Consider the following 19436-nt stretch of genomic DNA (forward strand, 5'->3'; position numbering starts at 1 on the left):
ATAAGACCCTAAGGCCCACCACTGACAGCGGACACTTACCATCGACGGCAGACCCCTCGCACCGTACGGCAGGCCGATCCGGCAGGCGGCGCGGAGCGGCGGGACGCGAGGGAAGCAGCAGAGGGGAACCCGTGGCGGACGAGGACAACGACGGGAAGCCGCCGGCCGGTGGCTCCGGCCAGGGGACCGGCCATGGTGGGCCGTCCTCCCGCAAGCCGACCCCCGGCAGACCCGCCCGCCCGAACCCGCCTGGCGGCGGCATCCTGATGGGACGCCCGTTCGGCGTCCCGGTCTACGTCGCGCCCTCCTGGTTCCTGGTGGCCGCGCTCATCACCTGGGTCTTCGGCGGCCAGCTCGAACGGGTCCTGCCCGAGCTGGGCGGCCTGCGCTATCTGATCGCGCTGTTCTTCGCCGTGGCCTTCTACGCCTCTGTGCTGGTCCACGAGCTCGCCCACACGGTCGCCGCGCTCCGCTTCAAGCTGCCGGTGCGCCGCATCCAGCTGCAGTTCTTCGGAGGCGTCTCCGAGATCGAGAAGGAGTCGGAGACGCCGGGGCGCGAGTTCGTCCTGGCGTTCGTGGGGCCGCTCTTCTCGCTGGTGCTGGCCGGCGTGTTCTACGTCGCGATGCGCGCCGTGGAGCCGGGCACCGTCCCCGGCGTCCTGCTGGCCGGGCTGATGGTCTCCAACCTGCTCGTGGCCGTCTTCAACCTGCTGCCCGGGCTGCCGCTGGACGGCGGCAGGATGCTGCGCGCCGTCGTGTGGAAGATCAGCGGCAAGCCCATGACGGGCACGGTCGCCGCCGCCTGGGTGGGCCGGGCGCTGGCCGTGGCCGTGCTGATCGGGCTTCCGCTGGCCACCCACGCGGGCGGGCTCGCCAGGGGCGGCGTCAGCGGTATGGACTCGCTGACCGACGCGCTGCTCGCCGCGATCCTGGCGGCCATCATCTGGACCGGCGCGGGCAACAGCCTGCGGATGGCCCGGTTGCGCGAGCGCCTTCCCGAGCTGCGCGCCCGCACGCTGACCCGCCGAGCCGTGCCCGTGGAGACCGACACCCCGCTGTCCGAGGCCCTGCGCCGCGCCAACTCCGCCGGGGCCCGTGCGCTGGTCGTCGTCGACGGCAAGGGCGATCCGCTCTCCCTCGTACGGGAGGCCGCCATCGCCTCCGTCCCCGAGCACCGGCGCCCCTGGGTGGCCGTCAGTACACTCGCGCAGGATCTCAAGGAGGGCATGCGCGTTCCCGCGGAGCTGGCCGGGGAGGACCTGCTGGAGTGGCTGCGTGCCACTCCGGCGACCGAGTACCTGGTCGTGGAGGACACCGGTGAGATCTACGGGGTGCTGTCCACCGGGGACGTCGAGCGGGCGTTCGTCGCGGCCATGTCGAACCGCGCCGACCGGCGGGGCGCCCGTACCTGAGCCCGTCCGGGCCGAGGGGAACTGGTCGCCGGGGCGAGGCGCCCGAGCCCCTCGGGGCCGAGGGATGCCGGGCGGCGGCGGGCCGCCGGGGTCCCGGAGCTGGTGGCGGCCCGTGCCCGGGTGGCCCAGCGCACGGCGGCAGGCCGGGACCGGCTAGGCTGTCGGCATGTCCGAACCGACCGGTGCCGCCCGCCGTCGCGGGCCCTTCAAGGTCGGGGACCAGGTCCAGCTCACCGACCCCAAGGGCCGCCACTACACGATCACCCTCGAAGAGGGGAAGAGCTTCCACACCCACAAGGGAGCCTTCCCCCACGACGAGCTGATCGGTGTGCCCGAGGGGAGTGTCGTCCGTACCACCGGAAACGTCGCCTACCTCGCGCTGCGTCCCCTGCTCCCCGACTATGTCCTGTCCATGCCACGGGGGGCCGCCGTCGTCTACCCGAAGGACGCGGGCCAGGTGCTCGCCATGGCCGACATCTTCCCCGGCGCACGCGTCGTCGAGGCAGGCGTCGGCTCAGGCTCCCTGTCCACCTTCCTGCTCCGCGCCATCGGCGACCAGGGCATGCTCCACTCCTACGAGCGCCGCGCCGACTTCGCCGCCATCGCCCAGCAGAACGTGGAGCGCTACTTCGGCAGCCCCCACCCCGCCTGGACCCTGACCGTCGGCGACCTCCAGGACAACCTGTCCGACCCCGACGTCGACCGCGTCATCCTCGACATGCTCGCCCCCTGGGAGTGCCTGGAGGCCGTCTCCAAGGCGCTGGTGCCCGGCGGCATCCTGTGCGCCTACGTCGCCACCACGACACAGATGGCCCGCATGGTCGAGTCGGTCCGCGAGTTCGGCACGTTCAACGAGCCGCAGGCCTGGGAGACCATGGTCCGCAACTGGCACGTCGAGGGCCTCGCCGTCCGCCCCGACCACCGCATGATCGGCCACACCGGTTTCCTGCTGACCGCCCGCCGCCTCGCCGACGGCGTCGAGCCCCCGCTGCGCCGCCGCCGCCCCGCCAAGGGCGCCTACGGCGAGGACTACACGGGCCCCGGCAGCCAGTCCGGCGGCCGCGCCTCCTCCTGAAGCCCCGGCCCGGCCCACGACGGGCCTCCCACGACACGCCCACTGCCCCGCACCCGCCGCGAAACCGGGTGCGGGGCAGTCGCGTTGGGGCGCGGCAACGATCGGAAGGGGACCCGGACGTTCCGTGCGGGTGTGACCTGTGGCACCATGCGAGGCACCTCCTCCTCGCACCAGCTCCGCACTCCTCGCCGCTCCACACCGCACCCGTCGTCGCCCGCACACAGGAGTCACCCCGCGTGACGGAACTGCCGCACACCCGCTCCCGCACGGCTCACTGGCTCGCCACCGCCGCCGCCCTCGCCGCGGTCCTCGGGGCCACCGCGCTCCTCCAGCCGGCCACCGCCACCCCGGCTCCCTCCTCTTCCTCTTCCGGCGGCTCCTCCGCCCCGGCGCCCGATCCGGACCAGGCCCGCTACCCCCTCGACTGCGGGCGGGGCGGCTCGGGGACCGACGTACTCGATGCGGCGGGCGCCGACTTCGACGGGGACGGCACCGACGAGACCGTCGCCGTCGTCCGCTGCCGCGCCCACGGCGGCACCCCGCCCAGCGCCGTCTTCGTCCTCGCCCGGGCCGCCGACGGGGGCGCGCCCCGGGTCGTCGCCACCCTCGTCGAGCAGAAGGAAGGGATGTCGGTCGACGATGTGGCCGTCCGTGACGCCGGCATCTCCGCCACTCTCCTCGGCTACTCCTCCTCCGACGTGCCCCGCTGCTGTCCCGACAAGCGCCGCAAGGTCAAGTGGGAATGGCGCGAGGGGAAGTTCGTCCTGCGCGCCGCGCCGGTCGCGGGCGGCGGACTCAGCGTCTGAGCCGGCGCTCGCGGCCGCCCGCGGTCCGCGGGGCCGGCGCCGCGCCGAACCGCCCGCCGAAGGCGCCGGGTGGCGAAACAGGGCCGCCCTTGAAGGGTGTTGAACATCTCGCCGTCGCAACCGGTCGCTTTCAGATGGTTGTGGATGGGTATTCCCAGTGCTGAGGGGAGTGCGCAAGGGTGAAGATCGGACACACCCCGACCGTCTTTGTGATCTAGGGGTTTCAACCCGCACCGGTCCAGGTAGGGTCGAAGCGTCCAGCTCCCCCTGGAGGAGGTGAGGACCGTGGCAGCCCACGACGACGACACCAACCGCGGCATCCGGCCCGGTCGGGGCGACGACCCGTCCGGCCAGATCGCCTACCTTGAGCAGGAGATCGCCGTCCTGCGCCGCAAGCTCGCCGACTCTCCGCGCCACACTCGTATTCTCGAGGAGCGGATCGTCGAGCTGCAGACCAACCTGGCCGGCGTGTCCGCCCAGAACGAGCGCCTGTCGAACACGCTCCGTGAGGCGCGCGACCAGATCGTGGCCCTCAAGGAAGAGGTCGACAGGCTCGCCCAGCCGCCGTCCGGCTTCGGGGTCTTCCTGCAGGCCAACGAGGACGACACGGCCGACATCTTCACCGGCGGACGCAAGCTGCGGGTGAACGTCAGTCCGAACGTGGAGCTCAAGGAGCTCGAGCGTGGCCAGGAGGTCATGCTCAACGAAGCGCTCAACGTGGTCGAGGCCATGGAGTTCGAGCGCGCGGGAGACATCGTCACCCTCAAGGAAGTGCTGGACGACGGGGAGCGCGCGCTCGTCGTCGGCCACACGGACGAGGAGCGCGTGGTGCGGCTCGCCGAGCCGCTGCTGAGCGCCACCCTGCGGGCCGGGGACGCCCTCCTGCTGGAGAGCCGCTCGGGCTACGTCTACGAGGTCGTGCCCAAGAGCGAGGTCGAGGAGCTCGTCCTCGAAGAGGTCCCCGACATCGACTACACCAAGATCGGCGGCCTCGGCGGCCAGATCGAGCAGATCAGGGACGCCGTCGAGCTGCCCTACCTCTACCCCGACCTCTTCCGTGAGCACCAACTGCGCCCGCCCAAGGGCGTGCTGCTCTACGGCCCGCCGGGATGCGGCAAGACGCTGATCGCCAAGGCGGTGGCCAACTCGCTGGCCAAGAAGGTCGCCGAGGTGACGGGCAAGCCGCAGGGCAAGAGCTACTTCCTCAACATCAAGGGCCCCGAGCTGCTGAACAAGTACGTCGGCGAGACGGAGCGGCACATCCGCCTCGTCTTCCAGCGGGCGCGCGAGAAGGCCAGCGAGGGCACGCCCGTCATCGTCTTCTTCGACGAGATGGACTCCCTCTTCCGCACGCGCGGCTCGGGCGTCAGCTCGGACGTGGAGAACACCATCGTCCCGCAGCTGCTCTCCGAGATCGACGGCGTGGAGGGCCTGGAGAACGTCATCGTCATCGGCGCCTCGAACCGCGAGGACATGATCGACCCGGCGATCCTGCGCCCGGGACGCCTCGATGTGAAGATCAAGATCGAGCGCCCCGACGCCGAGGCCGCCAAGGACATCTTCTCCAAGTACCTGACATCCACGCTGCCGCTGCACGCGGACGACGTGGCCGAGCACGGCGGCAACCTGGACGCCGCCAGCGACGCCATGATCCAGTCGGTCGTGGAGCAGATGTACGCGGAGTCCGAGGAGAACCGCTTCCTGGAGGTCACCTACGCCAACGGTGACAAGGAAGTGCTCTACTTCAAGGACTTCAACTCCGGCGCCATGATCGAGAACATCGTCGGCCGCGCCAAGAAGATGGCCATCAAGGCCTACCTCGACCACAACCAGAAGGGTCTGCGCGTCTCCCACCTGCTGTCCGCCTGCGTGGACGAGTTCAAGGAGAACGAGGACCTGCCCAACACCACCAACCCGGACGACTGGGCCCGCATCTCCGGTAAGAAGGGCGAGCGGATCGTCTACATCCGCACCCTGGTCACCGGCAAGCAGGGAGCGGACACCGGCCGGTCCATCGACACCGTCGCCAACACCGGTCAGTACCTGTAAAGAGGACCAGTCCGGCTGCGGGTTCCCGACGGGGTACCCGCAGCCGGATCGTTTCCCGGGGCGCCAAGGAAGTCCGCCCGGTGATCTGCCGCACCCGGCCCGCGCGTCATAGGCTCGTCACCACCGCCGAGACGCGCAGCGGGCGGGAGGGGGCCGCACGCGGAAAGGACGCGCAGCGGGACTTGAACGGCGGTCCACCGGCGGACCGCCGTCAGGCAAGGAGGGCAGCATGACCGTACGGCGCGTAATGGGCATCGAGACCGAGTACGGGATCTCCGTGCCCGGGCACCCCAACGCCAATGCCATGCTCACCTCGTCCCAGGTGGTCAACGCCTACGCGGCCGCGATGCACCGGGCGCGGCGCGCCCGCTGGGACTTCGAGGAGGAGAACCCGCTGCGGGACGCCCGCGGCTTCGACCTGGCCCGTGAGTCGGCCGACGCCACCCAGCTGACCGACGAGGACATCGGTCTGGCCAACGTCATCCTCACCAACGGAGCGCGCCTCTACGTCGACCACGCCCACCCCGAGTACAGCGCCCCCGAGGTCACCAATCCGAGGGACGCCGTGCTGTGGGACAAGGCGGGGGAGCGGATCATGGCCGAGGCCGCCGAACGGGCGGCCGAGGTGCCGGGTACGAGCCCCATCCACCTCTACAAGAACAACACCGACAACAAAGGCGCCTCCTACGGCACGCACGAGAACTACCTGATGAAGCGGGAGACCCCCTTCTCGGACATCGTGCGGCACCTGACCCCGTTCTTCGTCTCCCGCCAGGTCATGTGCGGCGCGGGACGCGTGGGGCTGGGCCAGGACGGCAGCGAGCACGGGTTCCAGCTCAGCCAGCGCGCCGATTACTTCGAGGTCGAGGTCGGGCTGGAGACCACGCTCAAGCGCCCCCTCATCAACACCCGCGACGAGCCGCACGCCGACGCGGAGAAGCACCGCAGGCTGCACGTGATCATCGGGGACGCGAACCTCTCCGAGGTCTCCACCTACCTGAAGCTGGGGACCACCGCGCTGGTGCTCTCCATGATCGAGGACGGCTTCATCGCGGTGGACCTCGCCGTCGACCAGCCGGTACGCACCCTGCACCAGGTCTCGCACGATCCGACGCTCGCCCAGCTGATCACCCTGCGTGATGGACGCACTCTGACGGCGGTCCAGCTCCAGATGGAGTACTACGAGCTCGCCCGCAAGTACGTCGAGGAACGCTGGGGCGCGGACGCGGACGACCAGACGCGCGACGTGCTGGCCCGCTGGGAGGACGTGCTCGGCCGGCTGGAGCGCGACCCCATGAGCCTGTCCAGGGAGCTGGACTGGGTCGCCAAGCGCGAGCTGATGGAGGGCTACCGCCGCCGTGACCAGCTCGACTGGGACGCTCCCAGGCTCCACCTGGTGGATCTCCAGTACGCGGACGTGCGCGGCGACAAGGGCCTCTACAACCGCCTCGTCTCCCGCGGCTCGATGCAGCGCCTGCTCTCGGAGGAGGAGGTCAAGGAGGCGGCCTTCAAGCCTCCCGAGGACACCCGTGCCTACTTCCGCGGCCGCTGCCTGGAGCAGTACGCCGACGACGTGGCCGCCGCTTCCTGGGACTCGGTGATCTTCGACCTGCCGGGTCGTGACTCTCTGCAACGGGTTCCCACGCTGGAGCCGCTGCGGGGTACCCGCGAGCACGTCAAGGAGCTGCTGGACCGCTGCCGGACGGCGGAAGAGCTGGTCAAGGTGTTGTCCGGGAACTGACGCGAGGGCCGAATCATGGCTATTCGGTCCGCCGGGCGGGAATCATCGGGGTGGTTCCCGGACGTTGAAGCAACCAAGGAGCCGATGTCAGTCCCGGCTTGTAGGGTCTGATCTTGTACGTTCCGCGTGCATCACCGAACCGAGCGGGGTGAGGGAAATGGCGACCAAGGACACCGGCGGCGGACAGCAGAAGTCCACCCGCCACACCGAGGAGACCGAGGAGCAGGCGCAGGACGCGCAGGCTTCGGAAGACCTCAAGGAGCGCCAGGAGGCGCTTTCCGACGATGTGGACTCCGTCCTCGACGAAATCGATGATGTGCTCGAGGAAAACGCGGAGGACTTTGTTCGGAGTTTCGTTCAGAAGGGTGGCCAGTGATTCTCCCTTCGAAGCGAAGGGAGAGGTCCGGGTGGGCGGAGGTGCGTGCCGCCGACGGCGCCTGTCCCCGGCGGCCTTCGGGCGCCGCAGGGGCCGGGCCGGACGGCTCGCCACGGGAGCGCCGCCCGCGTGCGCGTACCCGAGCGGCAGGGCCGAAGACCGCGCCCGGAGCATGTGGATCACGATCATGAGCCGGGTAAGGTCCGGGGCGTACCGTGCTTCAGCCGCGACGGAGTGCTGGGGCACCGAGAGGATCGGTCGGACGCCCGTCGGCGCGCGGCCGCCTATGTGGAAGGAAACGTGTGGAAGCCGAAATTCGTAGCACCGGGCGTCTACCTGCTGCCTTCCTGACGCCGGGGTCGTCGTCGTTCATGGACTTCATGTCCACCCACGCGCCAGAGCAGCTGCCGGGCAACCGGTCGCTGCCGCCCGTCGAGGGCGCCGTCCAGGCGCCGCACGGGACGACGATCGTGGCCGCGACCTTCGCCGGCGGCGTCGTCCTGGCCGGGGACCGGCGGGCGACGATGGGCAACGTCATCGCGCAGCGCGACGTCGAGAAGGTCTTCCCGGCCGACGAGTACTCGGCGGTGGGCATCGCGGGCACCGCGGGCCTCGCCGTGGAGATGGTCAAGCTCTTTCAGCTGGAGCTGGAGCACTTCGAGAAGGTGGAGGGCTCCACGCTCTCCCTGGAGGGCAAGGCCAACCGCCTCTCCACGATGATCCGCAGCAATCTGGGGATGGCCCTGCAGGGGCTCGCCGTGGTCCCGATGTTCGCCGGGTACGACGTGGACAGGGACAGGGGCCGCATCTTCTCCTACGACGTGACGGGCGGCCGCTCGGAGGAGTACGGCTTCGCCGGTGTCGGCTCGGGCTCCGTCTTCGCCCGCGGCGCGCTCAAGAAGCTGTACCGGGAGGAGATGACGGAGGAGCAGGCGGCCACCGTCGTCCTCCAGGCCCTCTATGACGCCGCGGACGACGACTCGGCCACCGGCGGCCCCGACCTGACGCGCCGCATCTACCCGATCGTGGCGACGATCACCCAGGACGGTTACCGCAGGCTCGGCGAGGACGAGGTCTCCGGGCTGGCCCAGGCGGTCTACGACGGCCGCCTCCAGCAGCCCAACGGCCCGCAGGCCCCGGCCTCCTAGGCCCGGACACCCCGGACATCGCATCCATACGGACAGGAAGGGACGGATAGCCGGTGTCGACGCCGTTCTATGTGTCGCCCCAGCAGGCAATGGCCGACCGCGCGGAGTATGCCCGCAAGGGCATCGCGCGTGGCCGCAGCGTGGTCGTGTTGCAGTACGCGGACGGCATCGTCTTCGTCGCCGAGAACCCTTCTCGGGCGCTGCACAAGGTCAGCGAGATCTATGACCGCATCGCCTTCGCGGCGGTCGGCAAGTACAACGAGTTCGAGAACCTGCGCATCGGCGGCGTGCGCTACGCCGACCTGCGTGGGTACACCTACGACCGCGAGGACGTCACCGCACGCGGTCTGGCCAACGTCTACGCCCAGACGCTGGGCACCATCTTCTCCTCGAATGCCGAGAAGCCCTACGAGGTCGAGCTGATCGTCGCGGAGGTGGGCGCGGCCCCCGAGGACGACCAGATCTACCGCCTGCCGCACGACGGCTCCATCGTGGACGAGCACGGCTCGGTCGCTGTCGGCGGCAACTCGGACCAGATCGGCAGCTACATGGACCAGCGGCACCGGGAGGGAATGTCGCTGGGCGAGACGCTGAAGCTGGGCGCCGTGGCGCTGGCGCGGGACAGCAACGGCGGCGAGCGGGAGCTGTCGGCGGAGCAGTTGGAGGTTGCCGTGCTCGATCGGCAGCGCTCCCAGAAGCGCAAGTTCAAGCGTGTCCCGGCAGCGCAGGTGGCCCGTCTGCTGGAGGAGACGCCCGCCCCGGAGGCGAGGGAGGACTCCTCGGAGGAGTAACCGGCGACGGCCCGGGGCCCGGCGTTCGGCGCAGCGCTCCGGGCCGCGGGCGGCCACGCGCCGACGCCCGGCGGGTGTCGGGCTCGGGCGGCGCCGGCCGCTCACCGGATTTTCAGGTGCCCGGCGGCCGCCGGGTCGTCACAGTGTGGGGCGCGGGCCGGTCGAGCCGCGCTCCAGCAGGCGTACCGGCAGCCGGACCGGTCGGGGCGCCCGTCCTTCCACGACGGCCAGCAGCGCCTCCATGCCGGCTGCCCCCACCTGCTGGGCCGGCAGTGCCACGGTGGTGAGTTCGGGCTCCACGGCGGTGGCCAGCGTCAGGTCGTCGAACCCGGTCACCGACATCTCCTCCGGCACCCGCACGCCGAGCCGCCGCGCGGCCTTCAACGCTCCGGCGGCCAGCAGATCGTCGTCGCACACCAGCGCGGTCGGGGTGTCTGCGTCGCTCTGCGCCAGCACCCGGGTGGCCGCGTCCAGCCCGCCCGCCACGCTCAGGGGCGCCCGTTCGGTGCGCACCACGGCGCCCCCGCCCGTCCGCAGGGCGCCTGCGAGGGCGTCCGCTCGCGCGGTGAAGGTCCAGGAGTCCACGTCGGCCGCGAGGTGGGCGACGTTCCGGTGACCGAGCGCGAGCAGATGAGCCGTCACCTGCCGCATGCCGTTCGCGATGTCGACGTTGACGGTGGCGTCGCAGTCCCCCTCGTCGCTGTCCAGCATCACCAGGGGCAGGCCCTCGCCGCGCAGGGTGGCGAGGGCTTCGGGGGCCATGGAGGAGGCGATGACGCCGTCCAGGGCGGTGCGGGCCGAGGCGAAGGGGTCGGGCGCCTTCTCGATGCCCTCGGGGGAGGGGTAGAGGACGATTCCGAAGTCGTGTGAGGTGGCGACCTCGACGGCTCCTTGGTGCACGGCGGCGAAGAACTCCCCGGTGAGGGCGGGGACGACGAGCAGCGCGGTGCGGGTGCGGCCGAGGCGCAGGGTGCGGGCGGCCAGGTTGGGGCGGTAGCCGAGGGTGCGGGCTGCGGCGCGTACGGCCTCGGCGGTGCGGGGCGAGACTCTGCCCTCCCATTTGCCGCCGAGGACGAGCGAGACGGTGGCCTGGGAGACCCCGGCCGCGTCCGCCACGTCGTGTCCTGTGGGGCGCGCGGAGCGGGCCGCCTGGTGGCGGCGCGGGGTTCCGCCGTCTTCGGTGTGCTGTGCCGGCACGGAAAACTCCTTCACCGCGGCTCGCTCGCATGGTACGTATGGCGAGCGCGTTATACGTAAAACTATGACCGAGGGGTGGGGTGGAATGGCGACGGGCTACGCCGAACTGCTGCGGGCCAGGCACGCGGTGCGCCTGCTGGCGGGAACACTGGTGGGCAGGCTGCCGAACGCCACGGGGCCGATCGCGATCGCGCTCTTCGTCCGCGCGGAGGGCGGCAGCATGACGCTCGCCGGTGCGCTCTCCGCGTTCTACGGGCTCGCCACGGCGTTCGGCCAGCCGATGCTGGGCCGCCTGGTGGACCTGTTCGGGCAGCCCAGGGTGATGCTGCCCGCCGCGGTGCTCTCCGCGCTCGGCGCCGGCACGCTCGCCCTCACGGGGGTCGGCCTGCTGCCGCTCGCCTGCGCCTGCGTACTGGTGTTCGGAGTGTGCACACCGCCGCTCGAGGGCGGTCTGCGGGCGCTGTGGCCCAGCGTGCTGCGCCGCCAGGAGCAGGTCCACACGGCCTACGCGCTCGACGCCGTCGCTCAGGAGGTGATGTTCGCGGCGGGACCACTGCTGGTGACGCTGCTGGTCGCGGGGTGGAGCGAGGCGGCCGCGCTGCTGGTGGTCAACGCGCTGGGAGTGCTGGGCGCCCTCTCGGTCGTGCTCTCGCCCCCGTCCCGCCGCTGGCGGTCGGCGCCCCGTACCCCGCACTGGCTGGGCGCGCTGCGCTCGCCCGGGCTGAAGGTGATGCTGGCGTCGTTCTTCTTCGTCGGCCTGGCGCTGGGCACGTTCGCGCTGGCCGCCGTCTCCTACGCGGACGACCACGGCGACACGCTCATCTCGACGTACCTGCTGGCGGCCCAGGGCGCCGGCGCGCTGGTGGGCGGCGTCGTCTACGGGGGGCGCGGCTGGCCGGGCAGCCACGAGGGCAGGCTGCTGGCGCTGGTGGGCCTGTTCGCGGCGGGAAATCTGCCGCTCGCCCTGGTGCCCGGTGTACCGCCGATGGTGGCGCTGGGCGCCCTGTCGGGATGCTTCCTGGCACCGTCGCTGGCGTGTGCGTTCGTGGTCGTGGACCGGCACGCGCCGTCCGGCACGGTGACCGAGGCCTTCTCGTGGCTGGTGACGACGTTCGGCGTGGGCGCCGCAGCGGGCACCGCCGTGGTGGGCACGGTCCTCGAGACGGCCGGTACGGGGGCCGGATTCGCGCTGGCGGGGGCCGGGGGACTGGCGGCGCTCGGCGTCATGCTGGCGGGGCGGAGGGTGCTGCGCCCGCCGGAGGGTGACGCCCGCGGTGCGGTGACCGGCTCCCCGGCCCGGCCGCCGGGCGGGGAAACCCCGCAGCCGGAGGCGGAAACCCGAGCCCCAGGTGCGCAAACAGATCGGAACGGTGAGCCGGAACCCGGTTTCAGATCGTCTCTGTAGGCGTAATGTTCAGTCATGGACCGCCGAATCTTCGGGCTGGAGAACGAGTACGGCGTCACATGTACGTTCCGGGGGCAGCGGCGGCTGTCCCCCGACGAGGTGGCGCGGTACCTCTTCCGCCGTGTGGTGTCATGGGGCCGCAGCAGCAACGTGTTTCTGCGGAACGGCGCGCGCCTCTATCTGGACGTGGGCTCGCACCCGGAGTACGCGACACCCGAGTGCGACAGCGTGACCGAGCTGGTCACCCACGACAAGTCGGGGGAACGCATCCTCGAAGGCCTGCTGGTCGACGCCGAACGCCGCCTGCACGAGGAGGGCATCGCGGGCGACGTCTACCTCTTCAAGAACAACACCGACTCGGCGGGCAACTCCTACGGCTGCCATGAGAACTATCTGGTGGCCAGGCACGGGGAGTTCTCCCGGCTCGCGGACGTCCTCATCCCGTTCCTGGTGACGCGGCAGCTGGTGTGCGGCGCGGGCAAGGTGCTGCAGACCCCGCGGGGCGCCGTCTACTGCGTCAGCCAGCGTGCCGAGCACATCTGGGAGGGCGTCAGCTCGGCGACGACGCGCTCGAGGCCCATCATCAACACCCGCGACGAGCCGCACGCCGACGCCGAGCGCTACCGCAGGCTGCACGTCATCGTGGGCGACTCGAACATGTCCGAGACGACGATGCTGCTCAAGGTCGGCGCCACTGACCTGGTGCTGCGCATGATCGAGGCGGGCACCGTGATGCGGGACCTGACGCTGGAGAACCCGATCCGGGCGATCCGCGAGGTCAGCCACGACATCACGGGCCAGCGGAAGGTCCGGCTGGCCAGCGGCCGTGAGGCCTCGGCGCTTGAGGTGCAGCAGGAGTACTTCGACAAGGCGCTGGACTTCTGCGACCGGCGCGGTATCCGCACGGGCCGGGTCGAGCAGGTGCTGGAGCTGTGGGGCCGGGCTCTGGAGGCGGTCCGCACCCAGGAGCTCGACAAGATCAACACCGAGATCGACTGGGTGATGAAGTACCAGCTCATCGAGCGGTACCGGAACAAGAACAACATCACGATGTCGCACCCGAGGATCGCGCAGATAGACCTCGCCTACCACGACATCCACCGCCGCAGAGGGCTGTACTACCTGCTGGAGCGCGGCGGCAAGGCGGCCAGGATCTGCAACGACGTGAAGATCTTCGAGGGCAAGTCGGTGCCGCCGCAGACGACGCGCGCCCGGCTGCGCGGCGACTTCATCCGGCGGGCCCAGGAGCAGCGTCGCGACTTCACGGTGGACTGGGTGCATCTGAAGCTGAACGACCAGGCGCAGCGCACGGTGCTGTGCAAGGACCCGTTCAGGTCGGTGGACGAGCGGGTCGAGAAGCTCATCGCGGGCATGTGACGTGAGCATGCGCGACGCGGGCACCCGCGTCGCGCATGCCACGGGAATGTGACGGACGTCTCCTCGCATGCGGTCCGTGGGCCGCACGGCCGGGCGCGGCCGCGTGCTCGCGAGCAGGTGGCGGGCGGATCGGGTCTCTTCCGGACGCCCTCCGGCGCTCCGGGTCAGCCTGGCATTGACAGGTGCCGGGAGTGTGCCGTGTCGTCGGCGGTGGCGGCCTCGTTGCCGGGTCGTAGGCTGAGGCACCGTACGCACACCCCTGAACCCGCGAGTGGAATACATGTTGCATTTTCCCGGGGGCTCGAACCCCCGTACCCCCCGAGCCTCCCGGGCCCTTTCGAGGAAGGGCACGCGCGGCATCGCCGCGCTCGTGGCCGTGCCGCTGCTGGCCGTCTCGGCGGCGGCCTGCTCGGACGACGGCGGGTCCGACTCCAAGCCCCCGGCCGTCAGCGGGTCGTGGGGCAAGAAGCCCAAGATCGACAAGGGGGCCGGAGACCCGCCGTCCGACCTGAAGACGAAGGTGCTCAAGAACGGCGACGGGCAGAAGGTCCACAAGGGCGACGCGGTCAGCGCGCACTACGTGGGCCAGCTGTGGAACGGCAAGGAGTTCGACAGCAGTTGGAAGCGTAAGGCCCCCGCCACCTTCCAGATCGGCACGGGGAAGGTCATCAAGGGCTGGGACGAGGCGCTGGTCGGCAAGAAGATCGGCAGCCGGGTCGAGATCGTCGCCCCGCCGAACAAGGGCTACGGCAAGAAGGGCCAGCCGCCCACGATTCCCGGCAACTCCACGCTGGTCTTCGTCGTGGACCTGGAGAAGATCGCGCCGAACAAGATCGACGGCAAGCCCGTGGCCAAGCCGCAGAACCCGCAGCTGCCCAAGGTCAGCACGAAGATCGACAAGGACAAGGCGCCGTCGGTCGAGATGCCCAAGGGCAAGGACGAGGCCCCGGACGAGCTGATCAGCGAGACCGTCGTCAAGGGCGACGGCAAGAAGTCCGTCGACGAGAAGAGCACCATCCTGACCCACTTCACGGCCAAGGCGTGGAAGGGCGGCAAGCAGCTCGACGACACCTGGGCACAGGGCGGCGCGCCCCAGGAGATCCCCGTCGCGCAGATCCCCGGCTGGGGCAAGGGCCTCAAGGGCGCCAAGGCGGGCAGCCGCGTGGTGGTCTCGGTGCCGCAGAGCGAGTTCCCCAAGGAGCAGCGCAAGCAGTTCAAGGACGGCGTCGTCTTCTCGGTCGACATCCTCGAGGTGAAGTGACCGCCTCGAGGTGAGGCGCTCGCCTCGGGGCGGGGCGGCTGCCTCGCCGTGAGGGGTGAACGCCCGCACCGGTCCGGCCGGTCTGCGCGCCGCGGCCGCGTCCGTGGCAGACTGGCGCGGTTGTCCCGCAGATTCGTTCGTAGGAGCAATTTCGTGAGCATCGACAAGCCCGAGGTCGACTTCCCCGAGGGCGCCCCGCCCGCCGACCTGGAGATCCAGGACCTGTGGGAGGGCGAAGGAGCCGAGGCCAAGGCTGGCGACAACGTCTCCGTGCACTACGTGGGCGTCTCCTTCTCCTCGGGTGAGGAGTTCGACGCCAGCTGGAACCGCGGCAAGCCGCTCCAGTTCCAGCTCGGCGCAGGCCAGGTCATCGACGGGTGGGACAAGGGCGTCCAGGGCATGAAGGTCGGCGGCCGCCGCCGGCTGACCATCCCCGCCCACCTCGCCTACGGTGACAGCGGCGCGGGCGGCGGGCGGATCAAGCCGGGCGAGACGCTGATCTTCGTCTGCGATCTCATCGCCGTCTGACAGCAGGGAAACAGCAGGAAGCGGCGGCCGGAAACGGGCGCCGTTACCACACGGGCCGGGAGTTCCGCACCTCGCGGGGCTCCCGGCTTTTGTCGACGGCCGCGCCAACGGTACGGTCGAGGGTCCAGAACAGCATCACAGAGGGCACGAGGGAACCCATGGCGATTGCCAAGGCCGAGCGGCTGATGAATCTGGCGCTGTGCCTGCTGGGGGCCCGCCGCCCGCTCACCAAACGGGAGCTGCGCGCCTCCATCGAGGCCTACGTCGAGGCCTTCGGCTCGGGAGGGGCCGGTGTGGTCCCGGGCGGGGAGGGCGCCACCGGCTCCACCGAGTCCTTCAGCCGCATGTTCGAACGGGACAAGGACGACCTGCGGGAGCTGGGCCTGGTCATCGACACCGTCGAGAACGTCGACGGGGAGACCGCCTACGTCGCCCGCCGCGACAGCAACCGCCTCCCGCCACTGGCTTTGGACGCCGCCGAGGCCACCGCGCTGGGGCTCGCCGCCCGGGTCTGGCAGCAGGCCCGCCTGGCGTCCGCGGCCAGCGGAGCCCTGCAGAAGCTGCACGCCGCGGGCGGTATGCCGCCCGGGGCCGTCCCCGAACAGGGCGGGGAGCGCCAGCTCGGCACGCTGGAACCGCACATCCCCGCGCGGGAGGCCGCGTTCGAGCCGCTCATGCTGGCCTGCCGCGACCGCCGCCCCGTCGTGTTCGACTACCGCAAGTCCAACGCCGCCCGCTCCGAACGGCGCCAGGTCGAACCCTGGACGCTGGAGTGCTGGCGCGGGCACTGGTATCTCGCGGGCTGGGACAGGGGCAGGCAGGACGAGCGGGTCTTCCGCCTCTCCCGGATCACCGGGACCGTCCGCTCGCGGACCGGTGCCTTCTTGGCTGCCGTACCCGATCAGGTGACGGTGCGGGAGACGGTGGAGCGCTGGGCGGGCGAGGGCGCAACCAGCACCGCCCGCATCAAACTCCGCGAGGGCGCGGGCTACCCGCTGCGCGCCCGGGCGCTCGCCACCCGGGAACTCGATGACGGGTGGGACGAGTTGGAGATTCCGTACGGGCACGGCCTGGACGCCTGGCTGGTCGAGTTCGGCCCCGATGTCGTCGTGCTGGAACCGGCCGAGCTGCGTGCCGACGTCATCGACCGGCTGCGCGCCGTCGCCAAGGGCTGAGGGGAGGAGAACCGCATGGCCGTGAACGCGATCGACCAGACCCGCAGGATGCTCTCGCTGGTCACCTACCTCAAGGACCGCCCGGGGGCCCGGGTCGAAGAGGTCGCGCGCGCGTTCGGCATCAGTGCCGACGAGCTGATCTCCGACCTGAACGTGCTGCCCATGTGCGGTACGAGCTTCCGTGGTGGGGACCTGCTGGAGATCGACACCGACGGCGAGCGCATCTGGTGGCGCAACGCCGACGCGCTGGGTGCCGACACGGCGCAGCCGCTGCGGCTGGCCGCTGACGAGGCCACCGCGCTGCTGGTCGCGGCCCGCGCCGTGGCCACCCTCCCGGGGCTGCGCGAGAGCGACCGGGACGCGCTCCAGCGTGCCACCGCCAAACTGGAGTCGGCCGCGGGGGAGACCGCGGGGGCCAGCGCCCGGCTGTCGGTCACCTTCGAGTCGGAGGGCGGCGTGTTCGCCGACGTCGACCGGGCCATCGCCGAGCGCCGCAGGCTGTGGATCAAGTACTACTCGCCGGCCAGGGACGAGCTGACCGAGCGCGAGGTCGACCCGATCCGCCTCTTCGCCGTCGGGCACACCTACGTCGAGGCCTGGTGCCGGCTCTCCGAGGCGCGGCGTACCTTCCGGCTCGACCGGGTCGCCGAGATCGAACTGCTGGACGAGCGGGCCGACCCGCCGCCGATAGAGCCCCGCGATCTGAGCGCCGGGCTCGTGCAGCCCGCGGCCACCGATCCGGAGGTCGTCGTCGAGGTGGGGCCCGGCGGGCGCTGGGTCGCCGAGTACTACCCGTACGACAGCGCCGAGGAACTGCCCGACGGCGGTCTGCGCATCACCCTGCGCACCCCGGACCCCGCCTCCCTGCGCCGCTTGGCCCTGAGACTGGGGCGCGACGGGCGCATCACGGCCCCGGCGGACCTGGCGGCCAGCGCCCGGGAGGCCGCCGGAAAGGCACTGGCCGCGTACGACGCGTAGGCCGTGGTGGCTCCGCCTCTGTCGGGCGTCGGCCGCGGAGGAGGGGGCCGCGGAGGAGGGGGCCGCCGAGAGGCGGAACCGGTGGTTCGGCAGGCCCGCGGTGACGGCCTAAGCTGGCGGGCATGCTCTGGCCGATGTTCTTCCTGGCGCTCGCGTTCTGCGGGATCGCCGTTCTCGGGGTCCTCGCCGTCCGTGTGGGACTGGAGGTGCGGCGCTTCTCGCGCGCCGTCGGTGACAGCTCGGAGCGGATCACACGGGCGGCGGAGAACCTGGAGCGCGCGGCGCAGCCGCTGGCGGCACGCGGTGGCCGCGTGCACGGCACGGGTGGCGCCGAGGACCCGGAGGCAAGGTAGCCGCAGGGGTACGGGAGGCGCCGCCGGTATCGCCGCCGTACAAGGCGGTCTCCAGGTGAGCGCGGAGGAGCGGTAGGCTGCCTGATGTCGCGTCGATGCGGCCTGGAGCGCGCAATCGGGTCGATGCACGGGGATTGCCCGGTGTTCACTCCGCAGGGTTACGATCGATTCGGCACGTCAGCACGATGCAGCCAGTCCGATTCATCCGGCAGGTACAGCAACCCGCCGCCCGGCGAGAAGGTAGTGGCACATGATCGCAGGTTTGAAGCCCATGGAGATCGTACTGATTCTCCTTGTCATCCTGCTGCTGTTCGGCGCCAAGAAGCTCCCGGACATGGCCCGTTCGCTCGGCAAGTCGGCCCGCATCCTCAAGAGCGAAGCCAAGCAGATGAAGAAGGAAGGCTCCTCCTCCGACAGCGACGCGGACAAGCGTGGCGACGCGAGCCAGTCGACGGCGAAGACCATCCAGGCGGCGCCGGGCGACGTGGCGACCTCGCGCCCCGTCTCCGAGCCGGCCGACCAGGCCAAGCAGGGCTGAGCGGCCGGCCAGGCGCGCCGACCCTCTTCCCGCCCGTCGCCCGGTGCCGGCCGAGCGGCGGCGGAGAACGCTGTATCCGACACTTCGAGACCGAGGATGAGGGTTGCTCAAGTCTGCCCGTAAGCAGGGTCAACAGCAGAAGGACCCCGAGGGGCGCATGCCGCTCGCGGACCACCTGCGGGAGTTGCGCAACCGTCTCATGAAGTCGGTGCTGGCCATCCTCGTCGTCACGATCGTGGCGATGGTCTACTACAAGCAGATCGCCGACTTCCTGATGAACCCCGTGCGGGAGTCGGTCGGCTGCAGCAAGGGTTTCGGAGAGGCCGCCAAGGAGGGCGAGACCTGCGCCGAAATCACCATCAACGGCCTGATCGCACCCTTCACGATCATGCTGAAGGTGGCGCTGACCGCGGGCGTCGTCATCGCCTCGCCGGTCTGGCTCCACCAGCTGTGGGGCTTTCTCGCGCCCGGGCTGCACAAGCACGAGAAGCGGTACGCGCGCTCCTTCGTCGGCGCCGGTGTGCCGCTGTTCGTGGCCGGGGCCTACCTCGCCTACCTGATCCTGCCGAAGGCCGCCGAGACGCTGCTGGACTTCAGCCCCGAGGGTGCGGGCAACCTCATCCCGCTCGACGACTTCCTCAACATCGTCACCCGTCTGGTGATCGTTTTCGGCCTGGCCTTCGAGCTGCCGCTGCTGCTCGTCCTGCTGAACTTCGGCGGCGTGCTGACCGGCAAGCGGCTCCTGGGCTGGTGGCGCGGCATGGTCATCGGGATCACCGTCTTCTCCGCCGTCGCCACCCCCACGGGTGACCCGCTGACGATGGTCGCGCTCGCCGCGCCGATCGTGGCGCTGTACTTCAGCGCGGTCGGCATCTGCCTGTTCAACGACCGCAGGCGCAAGCGCGACGACCCCTACGCCGGTCTCGACGACGACGAGGCCGCCCCGCTCGACCACGCCCCGGAGACCGTCGGCGCCTCCGACGGCCTGCCCGCGCCCCGCCCGGCCGCCGAACCCGACACCGGCGGGGACACGGGCAACGGCGAAGGACCCCGGCGCGGCGGTTACGACGACATCACCTGAGCGACTGCCGACTGCCGACCGCCTGTGACGGGTGCGGCACGGTTGCCCGCCCGCTGCGGCCCCGGGTGCCGGGGGAGGCCGCTCCCCTGACCGGTCGCGCGGCCCGGGCCGCTGCCACGTGCCATCAGCCGGTAAAGATCGTGAG

The 19436-nt window shown here is 70.9% G+C and carries 19 protein-coding genes; 18 read left to right on the forward strand and 1 reads right to left on the reverse strand.

The window, feature by feature from the left end:
* The first annotated feature begins 131 nt into the window (after positions 1–131).
* The 9 genes from DTL70_RS04535 to prcA all read left to right on the forward strand — a co-directional run bounded on the left by DTL70_RS04535 (position 132) and on the right by prcA (position 9398).
* On the forward strand, positions 132–1412 hold the full coding sequence (locus DTL70_RS04535) for a site-2 protease family protein (protein WP_114020510.1): 1281 nt from the start codon (positions 132–134) through the stop codon (positions 1410–1412).
* 166 nt (positions 1413–1578) lie between these two features.
* Complete coding sequence (locus DTL70_RS04540; protein ID WP_114020511.1) at positions 1579–2487, forward strand: tRNA (adenine-N1)-methyltransferase; 909 nt, start codon at positions 1579–1581, stop codon at positions 2485–2487.
* Positions 2488–2723: 236 nt separating this feature from the next.
* Positions 2724–3293: a hypothetical protein gene (locus tag DTL70_RS04545; protein ID WP_114020512.1), complete on the forward strand. Its 570-nt coding sequence runs from the start codon at positions 2724–2726 to the stop codon at positions 3291–3293.
* A gap of 285 nt (positions 3294–3578) precedes the next feature.
* Entirely contained in the window at positions 3579–5342 is a 1764-nt protein-coding gene (gene arc / locus DTL70_RS04550; RefSeq protein WP_114020513.1) for a proteasome ATPase, read from the forward strand.
* Positions 5343–5571: 229 nt separating this feature from the next.
* Positions 5572–7083, forward strand: a complete 1512-nt coding sequence (dop, locus tag DTL70_RS04555; RefSeq protein WP_114020514.1) for a depupylase/deamidase Dop — start codon at positions 5572–5574, stop codon at positions 7081–7083.
* A gap of 157 nt (positions 7084–7240) precedes the next feature.
* Positions 7241–7459, forward strand: a complete 219-nt coding sequence (locus tag DTL70_RS04560) for a ubiquitin-like protein Pup (protein ID WP_114020515.1) — start codon at positions 7241–7243, stop codon at positions 7457–7459.
* A gap of 174 nt (positions 7460–7633) precedes the next feature.
* The gene (locus tag DTL70_RS34095) at positions 7634–7810 is read left to right on the forward strand and encodes an endonuclease domain-containing protein (protein WP_342776458.1); all 177 of its coding nucleotides are present in this window, start codon (positions 7634–7636) and stop codon (positions 7808–7810) included.
* Entirely contained in the window at positions 7762–8607 is an 846-nt protein-coding gene (prcB, locus tag DTL70_RS04570) for a proteasome subunit beta (RefSeq protein ID WP_114020516.1), read from the forward strand. Before DTL70_RS34095 ends, prcB begins: the two co-directional genes overlap by 49 nt.
* Positions 8608–8660: 53 nt before the next feature.
* Positions 8661–9398, forward strand: coding sequence for a proteasome subunit alpha (gene prcA / locus DTL70_RS04575; RefSeq protein WP_114020517.1), 738 nt, complete (start codon positions 8661–8663; stop codon positions 9396–9398).
* Between the two features lie 138 nt (positions 9399–9536).
* Here prcA and DTL70_RS04580 read toward each other — a convergent pair whose 3' ends face one another.
* Positions 9537–10595, reverse strand: coding sequence for a LacI family DNA-binding transcriptional regulator (locus DTL70_RS04580; protein WP_114020518.1), 1059 nt, complete (start codon positions 10593–10595; stop codon positions 9537–9539).
* Positions 10596–10680: 85 nt separating this feature from the next.
* Here DTL70_RS04580 and DTL70_RS04585 point away from each other — a divergent pair, with 85 nt between their 5' ends.
* The 9 genes from DTL70_RS04585 (at position 10681) to tatC (ending at position 19291) form a co-directional block, all read left to right on the forward strand.
* Complete coding sequence (locus DTL70_RS04585; RefSeq protein WP_114020519.1) at positions 10681–12000, forward strand: MFS transporter; 1320 nt, start codon at positions 10681–10683, stop codon at positions 11998–12000.
* A 15-nt stretch (positions 12001–12015) separates the two neighbouring features.
* Positions 12016–13377, forward strand: coding sequence for a Pup--protein ligase (gene pafA, locus DTL70_RS04590; RefSeq protein WP_114020520.1), 1362 nt, complete (start codon positions 12016–12018; stop codon positions 13375–13377).
* 370 nt (positions 13378–13747) lie between these two features.
* Positions 13748–14638 (forward strand): FKBP-type peptidyl-prolyl cis-trans isomerase, encoded by an 891-nt coding sequence (locus DTL70_RS04595; RefSeq protein ID WP_245978999.1) that lies wholly within the window; start codon positions 13748–13750, stop codon positions 14636–14638.
* A gap of 153 nt (positions 14639–14791) precedes the next feature.
* Positions 14792–15166, forward strand: a complete 375-nt coding sequence (locus tag DTL70_RS04600; protein ID WP_114020522.1) for an FKBP-type peptidyl-prolyl cis-trans isomerase — start codon at positions 14792–14794, stop codon at positions 15164–15166.
* A gap of 158 nt (positions 15167–15324) precedes the next feature.
* Positions 15325–16341, forward strand: a complete 1017-nt coding sequence (locus DTL70_RS04605) for a helix-turn-helix transcriptional regulator (RefSeq protein ID WP_114020523.1) — start codon at positions 15325–15327, stop codon at positions 16339–16341.
* 15 nt (positions 16342–16356) lie between these two features.
* A complete protein-coding gene (locus DTL70_RS04610) occupies positions 16357–17319 on the forward strand; it encodes a helix-turn-helix transcriptional regulator (RefSeq protein ID WP_114020524.1) in 963 nt (320 codons plus the stop codon).
* A gap of 122 nt (positions 17320–17441) precedes the next feature.
* Entirely contained in the window at positions 17442–17672 is a 231-nt protein-coding gene (locus DTL70_RS04615) for a hypothetical protein (RefSeq protein WP_114020525.1), read from the forward strand.
* Between the two features lie 250 nt (positions 17673–17922).
* The gene (tatA, locus tag DTL70_RS04620; RefSeq protein ID WP_114020526.1) at positions 17923–18210 is read left to right on the forward strand and encodes a Sec-independent protein translocase subunit TatA; all 288 of its coding nucleotides are present in this window, start codon (positions 17923–17925) and stop codon (positions 18208–18210) included.
* Between the two features lie 103 nt (positions 18211–18313).
* Positions 18314–19291, forward strand: a complete 978-nt coding sequence (tatC, locus tag DTL70_RS04625) for a twin-arginine translocase subunit TatC (RefSeq protein ID WP_114020527.1) — start codon at positions 18314–18316, stop codon at positions 19289–19291.
* Positions 19292–19436 lie beyond the last annotated feature (145 nt).

The organism is Streptomyces diacarni, from assembly GCF_003323715.1.
GTDB classification, from domain to species: domain Bacteria; phylum Actinomycetota; class Actinomycetes; order Streptomycetales; family Streptomycetaceae; genus Streptomyces; species Streptomyces diacarni.

What these genes read in the sequence shown, in the direction of transcription:
- DTL70_RS04540 (WP_114020511.1), top strand. Translation starts at nt 1,579, where the DNA reads ATGTCCGAACCGACCGGTGCCGCCCGCCGTCGCGGGCCCTTCAAGGTC.
- dop (WP_114020514.1), top strand. Translation starts at nt 5,572, where the DNA reads ATGACCGTACGGCGCGTAATGGGCATCGAGACCGAGTACGGGATCTCC.
- DTL70_RS04560 (WP_114020515.1), top strand. Translation starts at nt 7,241, where the DNA reads ATGGCGACCAAGGACACCGGCGGCGGACAGCAGAAGTCCACCCGCCAC.
- DTL70_RS04585 (WP_114020519.1), top strand. Translation starts at nt 10,681, where the DNA reads ATGGCGACGGGCTACGCCGAACTGCTGCGGGCCAGGCACGCGGTGCGC.
- pafA (WP_114020520.1), top strand. Translation starts at nt 12,016, where the DNA reads ATGGACCGCCGAATCTTCGGGCTGGAGAACGAGTACGGCGTCACATGT.
- DTL70_RS04605 (WP_114020523.1), top strand. Translation starts at nt 15,325, where the DNA reads ATGGCGATTGCCAAGGCCGAGCGGCTGATGAATCTGGCGCTGTGCCTG.
- DTL70_RS04610 (WP_114020524.1), top strand. Translation starts at nt 16,357, where the DNA reads ATGGCCGTGAACGCGATCGACCAGACCCGCAGGATGCTCTCGCTGGTC.
- DTL70_RS04615 (WP_114020525.1), top strand. Translation starts at nt 17,442, where the DNA reads ATGCTCTGGCCGATGTTCTTCCTGGCGCTCGCGTTCTGCGGGATCGCC.
- tatA (WP_114020526.1), top strand. Translation starts at nt 17,923, where the DNA reads ATGATCGCAGGTTTGAAGCCCATGGAGATCGTACTGATTCTCCTTGTC.